Origin of the sequence: Microbispora sp. NPDC088329, from assembly GCF_040685655.1 — a bacterium.
Taxonomy (GTDB): Bacteria; Actinomycetota; Actinomycetes; order Streptosporangiales; family Streptosporangiaceae; genus Microbispora.
On sequence record NZ_JBFBIP010000001.1, the window covers coordinates 868,895 to 882,968 of the forward strand.

Genomic DNA, 14,074 nt, shown 5'->3' on the forward strand with positions numbered 1-14,074 from the left:
CCGCCGTACGTTATCCGGAGGGCAAAGCGGGCAGAGGGATTCCCCTGGAGGTGTCCTCATGGTGAAGGCAGGACGTGCGGCGGCCACCTGGCGCGCCTACCGCGAGGTCTCCAAGCCGGGCTCGCCGAAGTTCGGGGCCCGGCTGCGGGCGGTGCCCCGGATGCTCCGCGCCGCCGTGAAGGGCGACTACCCCGGCATGACCAAGGGCAAGCTCGCCATGCTCGGCATGGCTGTGGCGTACATCGTGTCGCCCATCGACGTGGTCCCCGACTTCCTCCTCGGCATCGGGGTGGTCGACGACTTCGGTGTGTTCCTGTGGCTGGCGACCGCGCTGCTCGGGGAGAGCGGCCAGTTCGTCGAGTGGGAGAGGACCGAGAGGCGTTAGAGCTGCTCCTGCCGCAGCCAGGCCCGCGAGGGCAGCGGGTGGCCGAACAGGCGGGCGGCGTTGCCGTAGGAGACCCTCGCGATGTCGGCGGGGGGCAGGCTGCCGAGGTTGCGTGCCACCGCGCGCTGGGTGTCGGGCCAGGTGGACTCCGCGCGCGGATAACCGGTCTCCAGCAGCACGCGCTCCATGCCGACGGCGAGCCGGACCGAGCTCAGCGCGCTGTCGTCGAGCGTGCCGAAGAAGAAGTTGCGCCGCAGCACCTCGCTGGGCTTCAGGCCGCCCTCCCAGCTCGGCTCGCCGGCGACCGGGTGATCGAGCGCGTAGTCGGCCCGCTCGGCCAGCATCGGCAGCCACCCGACGCCGCCCTCCACGATGAGGATGCGCAGCTTGGGGAAGCGCAGCGCGACCCCCGACCACAGCCAGTCGGCGCAGGCGAACATCGCGCTGGCCGGGATCAGCGTGGTGATCGCCTCGACCGGGGTGTCGGGCGAGGGCACCGGCGCCCAGGAGGACGCGCCGGTGTGCAGGCACACGACCGTGCCGGTCTCCTCGCAGGCGGCGAAGAACGGGTCCCAGTGGCGGCTGTGGATGGAAGGCAGCCGCAGCCGGGTGGGGAACTCGGGGAACACGACGGCCTTGAAGCCGCGTGACGCGTTGGCCCTGATCTCCTTCGCCGCGACCTCCGGGTCGGGGAGCCAGGGAAGCTGCAGCGCGATCATGCGCTCGGGGTAGGTGCCGGCCCACACGTCGACGTGCCAGTCGTTCCAGGCGCGTACGAGCGCGAGCCCGAGGTCCTGGTCACGGGTGCGGCCGAACGCCACCCCCGCCTGGTTCGCGAGCATGCCGGGGAAGCACAGGGCCGCCCAGATCCCGGCCCGGTCCATGTCGCCGATCCGGGCCTCGATGTCGTAGCAGCCCGGCCGCATGTCCTCGAAACGGACGGGATCGAGCGTCCACTGCTCCTTGGGCAGGCCCGCGCCCACGTCGAGCCCCGCACAGGGATAGGTGGCGCCGCCGTACCGCCACACCTGGTGGCCGGAGTCGGTCTCCACGACCTTGGGCGCGAGGTCCTTGTACTTCTCGGGGAGGCGGTCCTCGAAGAGGTCGGCCGGCTCGATCAGGTGATCATCGACCGAAATGATCACGAAGTCCCGCCGCCTCGGCTCTGGGTCGGGAAGCAGCGGCGTCGTCACGGTAGTAAACGGTAGGGCCAAGGGATAACGCCGTACAAGCTGCGAGGTCTCCGGTTGGTATCCGTTCGCTCACCTTGCGGCGCGTACGGTCACGCCCTGTGACGTCTGTTCCGTCCGGAGGTCGCGGGCCTCCCGGCGCAGCAGCAGCACCCAGCCGCCCACCGCGATGCCGATGAACAGCCACCACTGCACGGCGTACGCCAGGTTGAGCCCGCCTCCGGCGCCCACGTCGGGCGGCGGGAGAAGCTGCGGGGCCTCGGCCGTCTTGGGCGTCTGCTCGGTCAGCTCGACGAACCCGCCGAAGACCGCGTACGGCAGGCCCTTGGCGACGGCGGGCGTGTCGATCAGCAGGATCTGCCCGGACGGCAGTCCTGACCTGTTCCTGATGCCGGTGTTGTCCCGCGTCTCGGCCGGGCGGAGCCGTCCGGTGACGGTCACCTCCCCCGCGGGCGCCGCGGGCACCTGCGGCGGCGCGTCCGCGGTGGCCCCGGCCGCGACCCAGCCGCGGTTCACCAGTACGGCGCCTTGCGGCGTGACGAGCGGGGTGACCACGTAGAACCCGACCCGGGTGTTGAGGGTGCGCCGGCGCACCACGAGCTCGTGGGCGGGGTCGTACCGGCCGGTGGCGGTGACGAGGCGATACCTGTCCCTCTCCGGCACGGGCACGCCCGGCCGGTCCAGCCGGTCGAGAGGCACGGGCGCGGCGGCGAGGTTGGCGGTGATCCTGGCGCTGTCGGCCGACCGCTCCTCGAACCGCCCCCACTGCCATCTCCCCAGGAAGAAGAAGGCGGGGATCAGCGCGAGCACGAGCAGGTGCAGGCCGACCCAGCGGCGCGTGAGGAGGAACCGGTACACGTCACCAGCCTAGGCAGGGGCACGACCGGTCCGCCCCCCGGGCGGAGCCCGGAAAACGAACGAGGTCAGGCCGGGGTGCTGAGGCGGGCGCCGGGGCCGGGCCGGGCGGTGACCTCGCGCGGGCCGCCGACCTCGTGGCCCTCCTCGCAGACCAGGTGCAGCGCGACGGGCGCGCCGCAGTCGCGGTGGGTCACCGCGACGGGCGGGCCCGCCGGGTCGGCCAGGTAGCGGTCTCCCCAGTGCATGAGCGCGATCATGATCGGGTAGAGGTCGAGGCCCTTCTGGGTGAGCCGGTACTCGTCGCGCTGACGCTGGCCGGGCTCCTGGTAGGGCGCCTTGCGGAGCAGGCCCTCGTCGACGAGCCGGGTCAGCCGCGCGCTCAGCACCTGCCGGGGCGCGCCCGTTCGTGTCTGGAAGTCGGCGAACCGCCGGACGCCGTTGAACGCCTCCCGCAGGACCAGGAACGTCCACTTCTCGCCGAGCACGGCGAGGGTTCGCTCGATGGAGCAGTTGTCCACCCGATAACGCCGCATGTCGCGCATCGTAACCACAACCTCCGTCCCGCATCTAAGTCTAGTTGACAGACTCAGGCGGCCCGCGAGAGGCTGAGTCCATGCTTGGAACTCAGGTGAGGCCCGCTCTGGAGATTCGCGCGGCACGCCCCGAGGACGACGAGGAGCGGGTCGGGCTCTTCCTGCGGGGCCTGTCGCGGGAGACCCTCGCCCAGCGCTTCTTCGTCGGGCTGGGTGTGCCGGGCGCGGGCCTGGTGCGCGCGATGGTCGCCCGCGACGAGCGACGCGACGCGCTGCTCGCGCTGCACGGCGACGTGGTGATCGGCCATGCCATGAGCCACCTCTCCGACGGCATGTCGGGAGTCGAGGCGGAGATCGCGGTCGTGGTGGACGACCGGTGGCAGGGCCTCGGCGTCGGCTCGCTGCTCGTCCGCACCCTGCTGCGGCGGGCGTCCGTACGCGGCGCGGTGGTCGTCGGCATGGACGTCCTGGCCGGCAACCGGAGGGTGCTGGCGATGGTGCGGAGGGCGTGGCCTTCTGCCACAATTACCGCAACAGGCACATCCGTTGAGATCAAAGCACCCCTGGCGTTTGCAGAACAAGGTTCTGTTGGTTCACCATTGACTATGTGAAGAACGCGAAGAGCGGGCGGGACGGCAGGGCCAGGATCATCGAGGGCGCCCTGCGCAGGTTCAGCCAGAGCGGGGTGTCGGCCACCACGCTGGCCAGCCTGCGGCAGGAGAGCGGCGTCAGCGTCGGCAGCTTCTATCACCACTTCACGAGCAAGGAACACGTCTTCGGCGTGCTGTACGCCGAGATCCTGGACATGTACCAGGACGCGTTCGTCAGCGAGCTGACCCGTCACGAGGACGCCCGCGCCGGCATCGAGGCCATCGTCGCGATGCACATGGCGTGGTGCGGCGAGCATCCGGAGCGTGCCCGCCTGCTGATCAGCGAGCGCCCGCCCCGGCGCAACGAGCCCGGCGGGCCTGAGGTCGCCGAGTCGAGGCGTGAGTTCTTCCGCCAGGTCGCCGACTGGTGGCGGCCGCACATGAAGGACGGCGTGCTCCGGCCGGTCCCCGCGACCATGTGCTACGTGCTGTGGCTCGGCCCCGCGCAGGAGATGTGCCGCCTGTGGTTCAGCGGCGCCCACCAGCCCAGCGAGGAGGAGATCCGCGAGCTGGGCGAGGCCGCCTGGAACAGCCTGAAGATGCCGTAGATTCGATCTGTGGACGCCCCTTCTGACCTGGTCCGGCGACTTCGCGGCAGATTCGTGGAAGCCGGATACACGATCGACGGCGTGCGCGAGCGGCTGGGCGACATGGCCGCCTCCGCCCTGGCCCGTGAGGAGATCGTGCCCGCGCTGCGCGCCACCAGGGACGCCGACCCCCTCGCCGCGCTGATCCGCCTGTGGTGGCTGGGCGCCCCGGTCAGCATGGCCGCCGCCGACCTCCCGCTGCAGGACCTCATCGAAGCGGGGCTGCTGGTGCGCCTGGGCGACTCCGTGCAGGCCACCGTGCACCTCCAGCCGTGGGACACGGGGACGGGCGACCCGGCGTACGTCGTCTCCGACCGGAAGGTGCGGCCCGGCGACCCCTCCCTGCGACCCGACCACGTGGTGGGCGCGGGCGGAGCCTCGGCGAACCTCGCGCAGCTCGGCTGGGCCGCGCCGGTCGGGCGGGCGCTCGACCTCGGCACCGGCTGCGGTGTGCAGGTGCTGCACCTCGCGCCCAGGGCGGAGCACGTCGTCGCGACCGACGTGAACCGCAGGGCGCTGCGGCTGGCCCGCCTCAGCTGGGGCCTGTCCGGCGTGACCGGCGTCGAGGCGCGCGAGGGCTCGATGTACGACCCGGTGGACGGCGAGCGGTTCGACCTCGTGGTCTCGAACCCGCCGTTCGTCATCGCGCCCGAGGCCAGGTACACCTACCGGGAGACCGGGCGGCGCGGCGACGAGTTCTGCCGCGACCTCGTACGCCGCACCCCCCGGCACCTCGCCCACGGCGGGCAGGCGCGCTTCCTCGCCAACTGGCTGCACGTCAAGGGCGAGGACTGGCAGGACAGGGTCGGCGGCTGGCTCGCGGAGACCGGCTGCGACGGCTGGGCCGTGCAGCGCGACGTGCAGGACCCGGCCGAGTACGTCGAGCTGTGGCTGCGGGACTCCGCGGAACACGGCACGTCGGCCTACCGCGAGCGCTACGACGAGTGGCTCGGCTGGTTCGAGTCGATGGACGTGACCGGCGTCGGATTCGGCTGGATCGCCCTGCACGACTCCGGCTCGCTGAGCCCGCTCGTGCGGGTGGAGGAGATGACGCAGCCGGTCGAGCCTCCGGCCGGCGCGCTGGTCGAGGAGGTGCTGCGCGCGGCGCGCACCGCCCATGGGCTGTCCGACGAGGCCCTGCTCGACGCGCGGCTGAAGGTCGCCGAGGGGGTCGTGGAGGAACGCGTCGGCCTGCCCGGCGCCGACGACCCCTCCCGCATCGCCCTGCGGCAGACCCGGGGCGCGCGCCGTACGGCCACGGTGGGGACGGTGGAGGCGGCCCTGGCGGGGGTGTGCGACGGCGACCTGCCCACGCGCCCGCTGCTCGCCGCGATCGCCGAGCTGACCGGCGAGGACGTCGGCACCGTGATCCGCGACGCTCCCGCGGCGCTGCGCTCCCTGATCGCCGAGGGCTTCCTGGACGTTGCAAGCCCGCGTTGATCGAAGTTTGAACGGCACGGGCGACAGTGGTCTCTGCGCGGGCTTCGAGGGGGTTCGGAGCCCGCGCACTGGGGAGTGTCCTGCAGATCTCGCCGTAGCGAGGCGCCGCCTGGGCGACCGCAGTAGGCGAAAGATCCAAGGGACACGACCTGCCCGGCCGGTCGTCGACGTGAGGCGGCGAGTCGCCACGGGGCGCACCGGAAGGATCCGGGCCCCTGCGCGCCCCAGAGGCGACGGACGGCCGGCCGGGCGTTCACGCCCTCCGCTGAGCGAGAAATCGGTGATCACTGTGATCAACCATGTCCGGATGAGCCGGCTCGACGAAGACCTGCGTCTCGACCTACGTCTCGACCTGTTCGCGCAGGAGCGCACGGATGTCGTCGGCCTCGGGCGAGCCGAGCCGGGTGAAGATGTCGAGGGCCTTGGCCAGGGCGTCCCTGCCCCTGCCGGTCTCCCCGAGGCCCGCGAGGGCCTTGCCGAGGGCGGCCAGTGACTGCGCCTCGCCGTACGGATGGGTGATCTCGCGGCTCACGGTCAGCGCCTGCTCCGCGTGCCGGGCGGCCTCGGCGAACCGCCCGGCGGCGATGAAGGTGGCGGCGAGCCGGTAGCAGACCCTTTGCTCCCAGACCCGCTGGTCGCTCGCCCGGAAGAAGGCCAGGCACTCGGCGTGGTGGACGACGGCCTCGTTGAGCCGCCCGACATGCGACAGCACGTTGCCGAGGTGGTATCGCGCGCGGGCCATCCCCGCGCCGCTGCCGATCTCGGTGAAGACCGCCAGCCCGCGCTCGGCCGCGGCGATGGCCTCGCCGGGCCGCCCGAGGCCGAGGTGGTCGCGGGCCGAGTAGCACGACGCCAGCGCCTCGCCCGCGGGGTTGCCCACCTCTCGATGGACCGCCGTCGCCCGGTCGAACCATTCGAGCGCCTCGGTGTGGCGGCGCCGCCGGCCGGCGACGACCGCCAGCGCGTTGCACGTCTCGCCCAGCACGATGTGGTCGCCGGTCTCTTCGGCCAGCGCCCGCGCGGCGAGGAAATGGCCCTCGGCCTCGGCCAGCCGGTTCGCGCCGAACAGCACCCGGCCGAGGACGTAGCGGCAGCGCAGCTCGCCGCGCAGCTCTTCGGGTCGCTCTCCGTGCCGCTCGCCTGCCCGGCGTGTCGCCGTCAGCAGGGCCGAGGTGCGCTGCTCGAAATCCCGCTGGTTGGTGCCCGACTCCAGCAGCGGTTCCATCGCCAGCAGCAGGTCGGCCGCCGCGAGCAGGTCCTCGCCGGACACGTCCTGGTCCGCCGCCGTCCTGGCGACCGCTCCGAACATGTCCTCGGCCTCGGCCGACAACCAGGACACGGCCTCGTCGGCGCTGGCGAAGGAATGGCCGAGCACGCCCAGGTCGGTGAGGTTCCCGGCGATCGCGCTGCCCTCGTACGCCAGCCGGTGGGCCGCGCCCGCCGACGCCAGGTAGAAGCCCAGCAGCCGCCGCAGGGCGAGCACGCGGGCTCCGGGCTCCTCGGCGTCCTCCGCCTGCCGCCGCGCGAACAGCTTGAGCAGGTCGTGGAAGCGGTAGCGGCCCGGCGCGGGCGCCTCCAGCAGGCTGGCGTCGACCAGTGACTCGATCACGTCCTCGGCCTCGGCCGGGGTGAGGCCGAGCACGGCCGCCGCCGCGAAGACCGAGATGCCCGAGCCCGCCGGCAGCGACAGCAGCCGGAACGCCCGTGCCTGCCGGGCGTCGAGCTGGCCGTATCCAAGGGCGAACGTGGCCGAGACGGCCAGATTGCCGATCTTCATCTCGTCCAGGCGGCGGCGCTCGTCCGCGAGCCGGGGGACGAGCGAGGCCACCGTCCACGACGGCCGGGAGGCGAGCCTCGCGGCGACGATCCGCACGGCCAGCGGCAGGAAGCCGCAGGCGGCGACCACGTCCATGGCGGCAGCGCGTTCCGCCGCCACTCTCTCGGGTCCCGCTACCGCCGCGAACAGCGACAGCGCCTCCTCGGGCTCCAGCACGTCGAGGTCGATGAGCCGGGCCGCGGGAAGGTCGGCCAGCTTGCCCCGGCCGGTGATGATCGCCGCGCAGCCGGCCGACCCGGGCAGCAGGTGCTCGACCTGCTCGGCGTCACGGGCGTTGTCGAGCAGCACCAGCATCCTGCGGTCGGCGAGCAGCGAACGGAACAGCGCGGAACGCTCGGCCAGGCCGTCGGGGATCACGTCCATCGGGATGCCGAGGGCGCGCAGGAACGCGACCAGCGCCGTCTCGGGCGCGGTGGGCTCGGCGCCGTATCCCCGCAGATCGGCGTAGAGCTGGCCGTCGGGGAACAGGTCTCCGGCGAGATGGGCCACATGGACGGCGAGGGTGGTCTTGCCCACGCCGCCGATGCCCGACATCGCCGCGATCGGCACGCCCTCTCCCGCCCCTTCTCCGCCGAGCAGCGCGAGCAGCCGGCGCACCAGGCCGGCGCGTCCGGTGAAGTCGGCGACGGCCGCCGGGAGCTGTGCGGGTCTCGGCATCTCGATCGCGGGTCCGGCCTCGGCCGACGCGGCGTCATCGTGGACATCCTGCGGCGAGAGCCGTACGGGAGGGGGTGTGGGGGTGAGAGAGGGGTCGGCGGCGAGAATCCTGCGGTGCAGGTCGGCCAGCTCGGCGCCGGGCTCGATGCCGAGCTCCTCCACCAGCGCCTGCCGGGTCTCGGTGAAGACCGACAGCGCCTCGGCCTGCCTGCCACAGCGGTAGTAGGCGAGCATGAGCTGGGCCCGCAAACGCTCGCGCAGCGGGTGTTCCGCGGCGAGCGCGACCAACTCGGAGACGATCTCCGCGTGCCGGCCCAGCTCCAGGTCGAGCTCCATCAGCGTTTCGACCGCGCTCATCCGGCGCTCGGCCAGCCGGTCGCGCTGGTGCTCGGCGTACGGGCCGACGGCGCCGGCCAGGGGCTCGCCCGACCACAGGCGCAGGGCCCCGCGCAGCCGCCGGGCGGCCTCCCCGGCCCGGCCCGTACGGCGGTCGGACTCGGCGGCGGCGCACTCGCGCTCGAAGACGGCGAGGTCGAACCGGGCGGGACCGGAGTGAGCGGAGTCGAGCCGCAGCGCGTACCCCCGGCCCACGGAGGTCAGCAGCCGCGGCGGGGTCCTCGGCGAGCGGTCCGGCTCCAGGACGGTGCGCAGGCGGGAGACATAGGTGCGCAGTGCGCCGAGCGCGCGCGGTGGCGCGTCCCCGCCCCACACGCCGTCGATCATCTCGTCCGGCGTGACCGCCTGCCCCTCGCGCAGCAGGAGCATCGCGAGGATGGAGCGTTGCAAGGGCGTGCCGAGGTCGAGTTCGACGCCGTCACGCCAGGCCAGGACGGGTCCGAGTACGGCGAAGCGCAGGCCGTCCGCGGCGGCGTGATCAGGCATGTGCCTTGTCTCCCAATGGCAAGATTTCCGACCAAATGATAGATCGTGACGCGCGACGGCAATAGGACCGTGCACGTCGGTTCAGTGTGCGTTCAGGTGCTTGAAAGTGGCCTGCAAACCACGATGTGACCGCTGAAAGCGGGTTGCAGGCGGGCGGGCCTATCACTGTGGTGCAACCCCGACAGCACCCCGCATCGGGGGATCGTCCTCGAACAGGAGAACCGAAATGCGACGCACCATCACCCTCGGCCTCGCCGCAGCCGCCGCCGTCACCGCCCTCGGGCTGCCGGCCCTCGCGACCTCCGCGAACGCCGCCCCCGCTTCCACCGCCTCCGCCTCCGCCCCGCACCACGACGACTGGGACTACGACGGCTGGTGGGGCACCTACTGGTCGTCCAACCACCTCGCCAAGGCCAAGGGCTACGTCGACGTGAACTACGACCACGAGGAGTCGAACCGGGTCCACATCACCGGCAAGCTGTACGACAACGACAACCGCACCTACCGTCAGGGCGGCAAGTGCGCGTTCATCCAGTTCCGCGTGTCGTCCTGGGACGACGACGAGGACGACTGGTCCTCCAGCTACAAGTCGTACAAGCAGTGCGGCGCCGGCGGCTACAAGCAGATCAACTTCTGGCGCTACGACGTCGCCCAGGTCCAGGCGAAGGTCTGCCAGATCGGCCAGTACAGCAACTACCCGACCAAGTGCGGCTTCTGGCGCGACATCTACAACGCCTACGACGACGAGTACGGCTACGAGGCCTGACCGTCCCCGCACGACGCGGCCCGTCCCTTCCGGGACGGGCCGCTTTCCTCTCTAGGGGCTGATCACGCTGCTTCCGACGCCGTTTCCAGGAGGCCCAGCCTGACGCGGAGACGTTCGCGTACGGCGGGCCACTCAGGACTCAGGATCGAGTAGTACGCGGTATCTCGGACCGTGTCGTCGGCGCCTCGGCTGTCCGCTCGTCGCACACCGTCGAGGTGCGCGCCGAGGGCCTCGATGGCGGCCCGGGATCGGGAGTTGCGTACGTCTGCCTTGAGGGTGATCCGGTGTACCTGCCAGGTCTCGAAGGCCAGGGAGAGCAACAGGTACTTGCTCTCCCGGTTGACACCGGTGCCCTGGGCCGACGCGGCGAGCCAGGTGTACCCGATGTCCGCGACGGACGGGACCTCGCCCACCGCGCCCTTCGTGCCCGGCGGCCAGGGCATCGGGCCCTGCCAGTACTCCAGGTTCATCAGACGGGTGGCACCGACCACGCGGTCGGTGTGCAGCCACCGGATGGCGAAGGGCATCGTGCGGCCCTCCGCCTGCTCAGCCAGAGCGGCCTCCACGTAGGAGACCATCTCATCCCGGCCAGCGGGAACGCGAGTGAAGGCGTACGTCGAACGGTCTTCACTCGCCGCGGCGACGAGGTCGTCGAGCACCGCGAGGCTGAGCGGTTCCAGGCGCACGGAGCGCCCGGACAGGGTGACAAAAGCGGGCATGAGCACATGATGGGGGCTGCCAGCCACGGCTGATACCAAATGACACGAGACATCTTGGCGGGGGCTCGGTTAAGGGGGGTGGTGGGCGAAGAAACCGCAGGTCAGAGCGATGAAGCGGGGGCTCTGTGGCGGGCGCTCAGAGTAAAGATTTCGCCAAAGATCGACTCGGTCCGACGGGCGGGTTCAGCGGGCGGTCGTGGGGGCGTCCGCGGGCTGCCCGAACCAGGTCTCCAGAGCCCGCTCGAGCCCTTCAATATCGAGGCCGTCGGGTCCCTGTGCCCGGTTGTCCTGTGCCTGACTGTCCTGTGCCCGGTTGTCCTGTGCCCGGTTGTCCTGTGCCCAGGCGACGAAGCCGTCCGGGCGTACGAGAAGCGCGCCGGGAGCGTGCCGATCGCGTATCGCCGTCGTGACGGTGACGATCCGGTCTCCGTAGCCGTCCACAGCCGGGCCGTGATCGTCCGGCGCCGTGCCGCCGGGGAGGACGAACAGGCCGCGTCCCGTATGGAGATGATCGGCGAGCCGTGAGCCGTCCTCGAACTCGTAGTCGGGCGCGCTGCGTCCCACCAGCGGGTGCCCGCCGGCGCCGGGCATGTCGTACTGGTGCCATACGCCTGAGATCTTCTTGACGAAGTAGGTGGTGCCGGTGACCGTCTCGATCAGGTCGGCGACCACGGCCCGGGCCGCCCGCGCGTGAGCGTCGGGACGCATCAGGGCGATCTGGGCGCGCGTCCAGTCCAGGACCCAGGCGCCGATCGGATGCCGCTCCCGGGTGTAGGTGTCGAGCAGCTCTTCCGTCGCCTGTCCTCGTACGACCGCCGCGAGCTTCCAGCCGAGGTTCACCGCGTCGCCAAGCCCCAGGTTCAACCCCTGGCCGCCGAAGGGCGAGTGGACGTGGGCGGCGTCACCGGCCAGCAGCACCCGGCCGAGCCGGTAGGTCGCCGCCTGCCGGGCGTTGTCCGTGAACCGGGTGACCGTCTTGATCTCCTTCACGACCACGTCGGCACCCGTGACGTGCCTGACGGCGTCCTGGAGCTCTTCGGCGGTCACCGGGGTGGTCCTGTCGGCTCTGCTGGGCGGGGCGCCGTCGAAGCGTGCGACCAAAACGCGCCCGGGCACCGGCCCGTGGGAGTAGACCCCGGTAGGGGTGGCCCGCCAGCCGACGGCCAGGCGTTCGGTGCCCTCCATCTCGGCGACGGCCTGGTAGGCGGTGATCTCCGGGGCCGTCCCCGGGAACTGGAAGCCGGCCAGCCTGCGTACCGTGCTCCTGCCGCCGTCGCAGCCCACCAGCCAGCGGCCGTGCACCGGGCCGCCGGTCGTGGTGACGGTGATCCGCTCACCGTCGTCGGTGAAGCCGGTCACCTCCACGCCGCGCCGCACCTCGACTCCCAGTTCGGCCGCGCGTACGGCGAGGATGTGTTCGAGCTGCTGCTGCGACACCAAGCCGATCTCGGCGGCCGGTCCCCGGCTCGACAGGTCCGGATCGTCGGCGTCCAGCCGCTCGGCGCTCAGCATCATCCCCGCGAAGTGGCCGGCGAACCTGGGCGGAATCCGCGGCGTGGTTCGGGGCGTGGTTCGGGGCGTGGTTCGGGGCTGCCCTTCCGGGGAGGCCGGCCCGCGTTCGTCAGCGGCCGGTCCGCGTCCTTCGGAGGCCCGCTCGCGTCCTTCGGGGGCTCGTCCACGCATGAAGGCGGTCATCAGTTCCAGCGTCCGATCATGGGCTTTTTTCACCGCCGGCAGAAGGCCGCGCCGATAGAGCGCCTCCACGCTGGGCGTGTTCAGTGCTCCCGCCTTGATCGTCTGGTCGATCTCGGTGAGCCTTTCGAGCACCACGACCGAGGCTCCGCCCAGCCGTAGCTCACAGGCCAGCATCAGGCCGACGGGTCCCCCACCGACCACCACGACGTCGTACATACGTCCTCCCCATGTTGCTGTCGCTATAAACTTACTGTCGCTAAAAGTTTCTAGCAACTAGAGTGAGGCGGGTGGCGGAAACGTTGGGACTGCGGGAGCGGAAGAAGCGGCAGACCCGGTCGCTCATCTCGGACGTGGCCTCGGGCCTGTTCATCCAACGCGGGTTCGACAACGTCACGGTCGCCGAGGTCGCCGAGGCGGCCGGAGTCTCGGCCAAGACCGTCTTCAACTACTTCCCGCGCAAGGAGGACCTCTTCCTCGATCGCTTCCCGGAGGCGGTCGAGCTGGTCACCCGGGCCGTACGGGAACGCGGTGAGGGGGAGGGCCCCCTCGCCGCGCTGCGCCGCTTGTTCCTCCGCATGCTCAAAGAAGGCCATCCCCTCGGCGGCATCGCCCCGGAATATCAGGTGTTCTGGCAGGTGATCCTGGACTCGCCCGCACTCAGGGCCCGAGCGAGGGAAATGCTCGAGGAGTTCGAGGGCATGCTCGCCGGCCTGATCGCCGAGGCGGCCGGAACCGACCCCGCCGAGCCTGCCCCGAGGCTCGCGGCCGCTTTGGTGGTCGCCGCCTACCGCACTGTGTACGTCACCAGCGTCGGCAGGATCCGCGCCGGAGACCCGGGAGAGGAGGTGCTCGCCGCCCACGTCGCCCTGCTTGACCAAGCCCTCCAAGCCGTCGAGCGCGCCGTCTCCGATTCTGAGCACTCGCCGGCTTTGAGCACTCGCCGGCTTTGAGCACTGGCCGGCTTTGAGCCGGTGATCCTGCCCCGGTTGTTCACGAGCCCGTGGAAGTGGCACCCCGACGGCTTGTCCTGCGAGTAGGGCGGCGTGCCGTTCGTGCCGACAGCACGTCCCGGCGCACATCGCTACCTACCTATACGCGCTCCTACTGGCGAATCGGGGCGATGTCCCGTACGAGGCCCGGTCTGGGTCTCCGTTCCGGTCGGTGCTCCCTTTGCTCCGGTGGCTCGCTGCCGAAAACGGTTCAGGGAGCAGCGCGCCGAGACGCCGTCGGTGCTATCGCCCCTTCTCGGGCTGACCTGCTGCTCCAACTATTCGCCTCCAGCGGTTGCTCTGCGTGATGAGGCGATGGAAGAATTAATACAGGTTTTCGAATTCGTTGAGGGGGTGTGATGGATCTGTTCGGCTCCGATCCTGAGCACTCTCGTCGTTCGAATACGACCGACGGCGACTGGTGGGACCGGTTGACCGCCGATTCCCCTTTGTGGTCGTCCGAAGGCTCCCTTGCCCGCGACGACTCCTTCAGCGGCTGGTTACCAATTGTCGAATCGGAAATACGGCGGTCCGGCAGCCCACTCGACGGCCCGCCCGATGACGCCCCAGCCGACGACAGCGCGGTCAACGACAGCGCGGTTAACGACAGCGCGGTCAACGACAGCGCGGCCGATGTGGCGAACGACCCGGCCGGTGACCGCGCCCCTGGTAGCGGTCTGAACGGTGCCGCCACCGCAAGCGCCGCCGGTAGCGGTGGTGCCGGGGCTGGTTCTGCTGGTGCCGGGGATGCCGGTGGTGGTGCTGGCCGGGGCCGGTCGTCGGGGGTCCGTTCGTCGTGGGTGTTGGTGGCCTCGTTGCGGGAGTCGGCGCAGGCGTTGGCGCTGGCGCCGGTTCCCGACGATGCCGGTGTCTGCCTGGCCGAGGC

13 protein-coding genes are annotated in these 14,074 nt (G+C 71.2%); 7 read left to right on the forward strand and 6 right to left on the reverse strand.

From position 1 onward, the window contains the following. Positions 1–58 precede the first annotated feature (58 nt). Positions 59–385 (forward strand): YkvA family protein, encoded by a 327-nt coding sequence (locus AB0O28_RS04340; RefSeq protein WP_363636103.1) that lies wholly within the window; start codon positions 59–61, stop codon positions 383–385. On the opposite strand, the gene AB0O28_RS04345 is transcribed toward AB0O28_RS04340, so the two are convergent. The 3 genes from AB0O28_RS04345 to AB0O28_RS04355 form a co-directional block, all read right to left on the reverse strand. Beyond that, entirely contained in the window at positions 382–1,578 is a 1,197-nt protein-coding gene (locus AB0O28_RS04345) for an amidohydrolase family protein (protein ID WP_363636105.1), read from the reverse strand. The genes AB0O28_RS04340 and AB0O28_RS04345 overlap by 4 nt on opposite strands. 69 nt (positions 1,579–1,647) lie before the next feature. Next, positions 1,648–2,433, reverse strand: coding sequence for an SURF1 family protein (locus AB0O28_RS04350; protein WP_363636107.1), 786 nt, complete (start codon positions 2,431–2,433; stop codon positions 1,648–1,650). 65 nt (positions 2,434–2,498) lie between these two features. Continuing rightward, complete coding sequence (locus AB0O28_RS04355; RefSeq protein WP_363636109.1) at positions 2,499–2,966, reverse strand: helix-turn-helix domain-containing protein; 468 nt, start codon at positions 2,964–2,966, stop codon at positions 2,499–2,501. A gap of 80 nt (positions 2,967–3,046) precedes the next feature. On the opposite strand from AB0O28_RS04355, the gene AB0O28_RS04360 reads away from it, so the two are divergent. The 3 genes from AB0O28_RS04360 to AB0O28_RS04370 are packed head-to-tail and all read left to right on the forward strand — an operon-like array spanning position 3,047 to position 5,643. Continuing rightward, a complete protein-coding gene (locus AB0O28_RS04360; protein WP_363636111.1) occupies positions 3,047–3,577 on the forward strand; it encodes a GNAT family N-acetyltransferase in 531 nt (176 codons plus the stop codon). Further along, entirely contained in the window at positions 3,574–4,164 is a 591-nt protein-coding gene (locus AB0O28_RS04365) for a TetR/AcrR family transcriptional regulator (protein ID WP_363636113.1), read from the forward strand. The genes AB0O28_RS04360 and AB0O28_RS04365 overlap by 4 nt, the downstream gene beginning before the upstream one ends. 9 nt (positions 4,165–4,173) lie before the next feature. Then, the gene (locus AB0O28_RS04370; RefSeq protein WP_363636115.1) at positions 4,174–5,643 is read left to right on the forward strand and encodes a methyltransferase; all 1,470 of its coding nucleotides are present in this window, start codon (positions 4,174–4,176) and stop codon (positions 5,641–5,643) included. Positions 5,644–5,983: 340 nt separating this feature from the next. Here the strand turns inward: AB0O28_RS04370 and AB0O28_RS04375 are convergent, their stop codons facing one another. Further along, positions 5,984–9,019, reverse strand: a complete 3,036-nt coding sequence (locus AB0O28_RS04375) for a BTAD domain-containing putative transcriptional regulator (RefSeq protein ID WP_363636117.1) — start codon at positions 9,017–9,019, stop codon at positions 5,984–5,986. A gap of 226 nt (positions 9,020–9,245) precedes the next feature. Here AB0O28_RS04375 and AB0O28_RS04380 point away from each other — a divergent pair, with 226 nt between their 5' ends. Continuing rightward, the gene (locus tag AB0O28_RS04380; RefSeq protein WP_363636119.1) at positions 9,246–9,785 is read left to right on the forward strand and encodes a hypothetical protein; all 540 of its coding nucleotides are present in this window, start codon (positions 9,246–9,248) and stop codon (positions 9,783–9,785) included. Between the two features lie 62 nt (positions 9,786–9,847). Here AB0O28_RS04380 and AB0O28_RS04385 read toward each other — a convergent pair whose 3' ends face one another. Together AB0O28_RS04385 and AB0O28_RS04390 are read right to left on the reverse strand one after the other, a co-directional pair. Further along, positions 9,848–10,504, reverse strand: coding sequence for a GNAT family protein (locus AB0O28_RS04385; RefSeq protein ID WP_363636121.1), 657 nt, complete (start codon positions 10,502–10,504; stop codon positions 9,848–9,850). A 183-nt stretch (positions 10,505–10,687) separates the two neighbouring features. Then, positions 10,688–12,415, reverse strand: coding sequence for an FAD-dependent oxidoreductase (locus AB0O28_RS04390; protein WP_363636123.1), 1,728 nt, complete (start codon positions 12,413–12,415; stop codon positions 10,688–10,690). A gap of 71 nt (positions 12,416–12,486) precedes the next feature. Between AB0O28_RS04390 and AB0O28_RS04395 the strand changes: the two genes are divergently transcribed. Both AB0O28_RS04395 and AB0O28_RS04400 read left to right on the forward strand, forming a co-directional pair. Next, positions 12,487–13,149: a TetR family transcriptional regulator gene (locus tag AB0O28_RS04395; protein ID WP_363636125.1), complete on the forward strand. Its 663-nt coding sequence runs from the start codon at positions 12,487–12,489 to the stop codon at positions 13,147–13,149. Positions 13,150–13,547: 398 nt separating this feature from the next. Then, positions 13,548–14,074 (forward strand): hypothetical protein (locus AB0O28_RS04400; protein WP_363636127.1); only part of this gene is annotated, 527 nt, incomplete at its 3' end.